Annotated in this window: 1 protein-coding gene; it reads right to left on the reverse strand. The window is 33.8% G+C overall.

Going from position 1 to position 5,702, the window contains the following annotated elements; translation table 11 throughout:
- A partial coding sequence (locus CKF58_RS08370; RefSeq protein ID WP_222987679.1) for a beta strand repeat-containing protein occupies positions 1 to 5,702 on the reverse strand: 5,702 nt, incomplete at both ends.

A 5,702-nucleotide genomic window follows, 5' to 3' on the forward strand; every position in this document is an offset into this window, starting at 1 on the left:
ACGTTACCAGCAACAATGCTTGCATTACCTGTTGCACTAATATTGCTACCGATAATAGCCGATAAGTTCGAAGCACCAACTTTAGCATCACCATCAGTAGCATTTACTACAGAGTTAACAATCGTAGCATCACCTTTAGTAGCGTTGATTTCAGCTGATTTACCTGTAACGTTTGCATTGTTTAATGATACGTTACCAGCAATAACACTAACATTACCATTTAACGCACTGATATTACTATTCGTAATTGCTGCAAGATTCGCAGCGCCTACTTTAGCATCACCTTCCGTAGCATTTACTACAGAGTTAACAATCGTAGCATCACCTTTAGTAGCATTGATTTCAACTGCTTTACCTGTAACATTAGCTTGATTTAAAGTTACGTTACCAGCAACAATGCTTGCATTACCTGTTGCACTAATATTGCTACCGATAATAGCCGATAAGTTCGCAGCACCAACTTTAGCATCACCATCAGTAGCATTTACTACAGAGTTAACAATCGTAGCATCACCTTTAGTAGCGTTGATTTCAGCTGATTTACCTGTAACGTTTGCATTGCTTAACGATACGTTACCAGCAATAACACTAACATTACCATTTAACGCACTGATATTACTATTCGTAATTGCTGCAAGATTCGCAGCGCCTACTTTAGCATCACCTTCCGTAGCATTTACTACAGAGTTAACAATCGTAGCATCACCTTTAGTAGCGTTGATTTCAACTGATTTACCTGTAACGTTTGCATTGTTTAACGATACGTTACCAGCGACAATGCTTGCATTACCTGTTGCACTAATATTGCTACCGATAATAGCCGATAAGTTCGAAGCACCAACTTTAGCATCACCATCAGTAGCGTTTACTACTGAGTTAACAATACGCGCATCACCATTAGTAGCATTAACTTCGGTATTTTGACCTGTCACGTTCGCATTATTTAATGAAACATTACCAGCAATAACATTTGCAGCTCCATTATTAGCTGTTACATTAGTACCTGTAATTGCAGCATTATTTACCGCAGTAACTAAAGCTGTTCCATTTAATGACACAACATTTGTATTATTTGCATCTAAATTGTTGCGAGCACTTAAAGTCGTATTATTGTTACCAGTAATGTTAGAGTTGTTTGATGTAACATTATTACCTTCAACTTCAACTTTACCATTTTTAGCTTCTACATTAACCCCATTAAGAGTTGTATTTTCTGTAGCATTAACTTTTACATCACCAGTAGTTGCATTTAGAGTCGAATTTGTTAAATTCACCGAACCTGTCGTCGCATTAGCAGTAATACTTGCTCCGCTTACATTAACATTATCTAAAGATAGATTACCTCCCTCTAACACTGAACTACTCGCCGCAGAAATATTACTACCTACTAAACTTAAATTAGTTACAGCAGTTAAGGTAACATCAGTCTCTATTGCACTAAAATTAGTATTATTTACTGTAAATTCATTTTGTGCTTTTGCAGTTACTGCAGCACCAGTAATATTTGAATTATTTGCAACAATATCGGTTGCATTCATCCCTACACTTTTCTCGGCAGAAACATTTGTACCATTTAAATCTAAAGTTTTAGCTGCAGCTAATGTAGCGGTTTCACCTGTAGCAGTAATATTACTATTTGTTGCATTTAAGTCACCAACTGTTGCATTCACAATTGCAGTTTGACCTGTAATATTAGCATTATTTAACGTTACATTACCTGCAGTTACATTCGCTGTACCTTGTGTAGCTGTAACATTTGTTCCGGTTAAAGTTGCATTATTTTTAACATTTACTGCAGCTTCACCAGATTTAGCAACTACTTTAACATTAGTTAAAGTTGCATTTTCTGTAGCACGTACTTCAGCACTATTACCACTGATATTTGAGTTGCTTAAAGTTAATTCTCCACCTTCAACTTTTGCTTTACCATTAGTTGAGGTAATATTTGAATTATTTAAAGTAGTAGATTTAACACCTGTTACTGTAGCATCACCATTTTCAGATGTTACATTAGCATTTTCTAAAGATAAAACTTCAGTAGCATTAACAGATACTCCTGTTAATCCTGTAATATTACTATTGTTAATTGTAGCATTTTGAGAAGTAATGTTTACTCCTCCAGCAACTGAAGTAATATTGGTACGATCAACCGTTAAATTGCCACCAACAGCTAATTTAACTTCATTTGTACCAGAAATAGTGTTATTTGGATTTAATACAACGTCACCTGTTGTAGAAATCGCCGTTAAATTAGTTGCTGCGAAAGATGAGTTATCACTTAAAGTAATATTACCACCTTCAATTACAACATCATAACCTTTAACTGCAGATTTCTCGTAAGTAGCATTTTCAGCGCCTTTTAAGGTCACAACACCTTGTACATCAGTTGCATTTACTGTTGAGTTAGATACTTTTAAGTTTTTACTTGCAATTGCTCCAACATTTTTTGCTTCTAAAGTCATGTTGACAATAGTTACATTTGCAGCAGTAATATTTAAGCTACGACCAATGTTGGTTGTTAATTGTAACTCTGGATTAATAACAATTGAACCATTAGCTGAAGTTAAATTTAAATCTAATGCTGAATTTAATGAAGCCGAGTTAACAATTAAAGAATCGTTACCTGTTAAACTTACATTACCAGTTTCTGATTTCACTTTGGCAAAAGTAGCATTTAATACTTTAGTGCTTAAATTACCAAGGTTAGCGTCACCTTGTGCTGTAATTGTAGATTGAGCAATATTTAATGTAGGTGCTTTTAATGATAATGCTCCAGAGGTTGTAACAATTTTTGCTGCATTTACAAGATTAATGCTTGTATTTAACGAAGCAAGATCTAACACTCCTGCAGTAACTGTTGAATTATCAATAATAATATCACGATTAAAACTACCATTAACTGTACCAGCATAAGTTACATTTGAGTTAGTAATATTTAAGTTACCAAATAAACCATTGTTTGATACGCCAGTCTCATTTGAAACAGTTACAATAGAATCTTTAATTACAAGATTATTTTTATCACCTTTACTCGCATCTAAACTATTAGCAGCAAAACTTGTATTAGCGTTTACCGTTGTTTTATTTAGAAGAACTAAAACACCAACATCTTCCGTAACTTGTACTTTTTCACCAATTAAAGTTGAGTTATTTACAATGATTTGACCATTACCATATCCCCAACTAGCAGCTTGAATCCCAACTTCATGTAAAGTTAAAGTACCTGTTTTAGCTGTAATACTACTATTATTAAGAGTTACATTTAAACGTGAATATATTTCAAAATCTTTTTCCGCTTTTGCTGTAACATTGTCAAAAACGTTTTCACGTGCAGCAACCGTAAATACTCTAATATCACCAGTATTTGTTGTGAATGTTACATTAGTAGCATTTAAATGTGAATTGTTAGCTGTCTCTTTACTAGTAACTGTTAGAGCTAAATATAAGTCTTTATTTGCTGTAAAGTTACTATTAGATAAATTTACAGTAATCGGATTGGTTATAGTTTGTGCAAAAGAACCATCTGCTTTACCAAAGGAACCCCCATAACCGATGTTAATACTTCCATTATCTGCAGTTAAGTTAGAATCAGTTATATTAACAAATAAAGCACCCCCACTCGATTCTAATGAAATACGATCTGCTTCAATCACAGATCCATTATTTATCTTAAAACCAGTGTAATGTGGATTATAGTTATCTTGATAATAACCAAAAAGACCGGAATTTAATTTAACTGTTGAATTTGAGAAAATTACATTTGGAGAAGCTTTTGAACCAAAATATATGAACGAAGATGTATCTGTTGTCTCATTAGCATAAATTTTACTGTTAGTAACATTCATTACGTTACTACCACCATTAAGAGATGCCATTTTGAAATCAACACTTACTTTAGCAGTACCAGAGAAATTCATTGTTGAATTAGCAAAACGAATTTCACCGTTAAAACCATTACTTGGATTACCATCAAAAACTAGACTTAAATTAACAACCTTTTCACTATTATCTTGAGAAGTTAAATTCTTAATTGTACTATTTTCAAAAATAATTTTATTACCATCTGTAGTTGATGATGTATTTTTAAAATTCTCAATAACTACAACATAATTAGAGTTAATAGTAGTATTAGTAAAGTTTACGATATGATTAGCAGATAAAGCAATATCATTAACAACAGTATCTGTAATATTAATGCTACTATTTAAAACAGAATCTACAAATGTATAATTCACTATTCTATTAGAAGAGTTAAGATTAATTTCACCTGAAGAAACTGCTTGATTTGAGAAGTAAACCAACGCTGAGTTTAATACATTAAGTTTACCATTTACCGTAGAATTATCTACACGTAATGCTGAGCACTGTACGTTAATATTTTGAGCGGAAATAATACTACCATTAGTAATATTGATATCTGCTGGAAGATTTTTAGTACTATCAGTACCGCAATATAAACTAAAATTACCTTGTGATAAATTTACTACAGCATTATCAAATTCAATTTTACTGCCTGTCGTAGAATTAGTCCACACACTTAAATTATTACCACTTTGACTAGTGATATTAGTTTGCGCTCTAAAGGTAATATTATTGGTAGCGTTGATCTCTACAGCTGTGGTAGCTAAGTTCGCAGCTACTTCGCTATCTTTAATAGCATTAGTTAAATTTGTAGGGGCATTTGACTCGTTGTAGACAACTACGTATTCAGGATCTAGTAACCAAGTACCTACTTTGCCTTGTTCCGAGCTCGTGTTAATCGTAGTTTGACCTTTAGTAAAGTTCTTCCCAGAGGTTTCTACAAAACCACCATTACCTTGAGTAGCTGTTGCTAAATAAGTTCCAGCAAAGTTTAACTGATCACCCCAAAGAGTAATGCAACCACCGCTACTTGTTGTACCTGAAGCATTTAGAACGGCATTTTCATCAACTGTAGTATCGCGTGCAAGTTTAATCTCACCAGTACGATAAGCATCGCCACCCACGTGAATACTACCACCAGCAATACCAGAAACGTTTACTTGTGCTTGATTCTCTAAAACAACTTTGTCACCTAAAATCGCTACTTTACCACCAGTACCTAATGTATTATTGGCACTAATAGTACCATTAAGAACGGTATAGCCTTGCTCAGAAATGTTTGCTGCACGTAATTCATCATCTGTTTGTGCTGTATTTAGAGTTTTATCAGCTACCGCTGCACCATATAGAACTACCTCACCATTTGCATCGATGGTCGCAGTAGTTGCAGAGCTAGCATAGTTTGACATTAAATCAGCAAATTCGTTCGCTGCTGTCGCACCATGTGCAACTTTATTAGCTAATAAATATGCTTTACGAGAAACAATTTCACCTAAGTTTACTGCTTTATTACCTGCAGTTACTTTATATGAGATTGTTGGATTATCTAAATCTTGAATCGTAATCGATTTACCAGATAATAAATAAACAGTACCATTTTTAGCTTCTAAAGTACCGGTATTTACTACATTACCACCAACTAAAGCTAAAGTACCTTGTTCACTAACTTTAATTACCCCTTGGTTAAGAACTGAGGCAATTGCTTGGTCTTTGTCTTGGTTAAAAACAAATTTACCATTTAAGAAATCTTGATCTGTAATATCTAACGTTGAAACTACCAGACCTGCTACATCAAGAACTGAGTTTTTACCAAAAACCACACCAGCTGGGTTTACAATAAA

Origin of the sequence: Psittacicella hinzii, assembly GCF_003585935.1 — a bacterium.
GTDB lineage: Bacteria > Pseudomonadota > Gammaproteobacteria > Enterobacterales > Psittacicellaceae > Psittacicella > Psittacicella hinzii.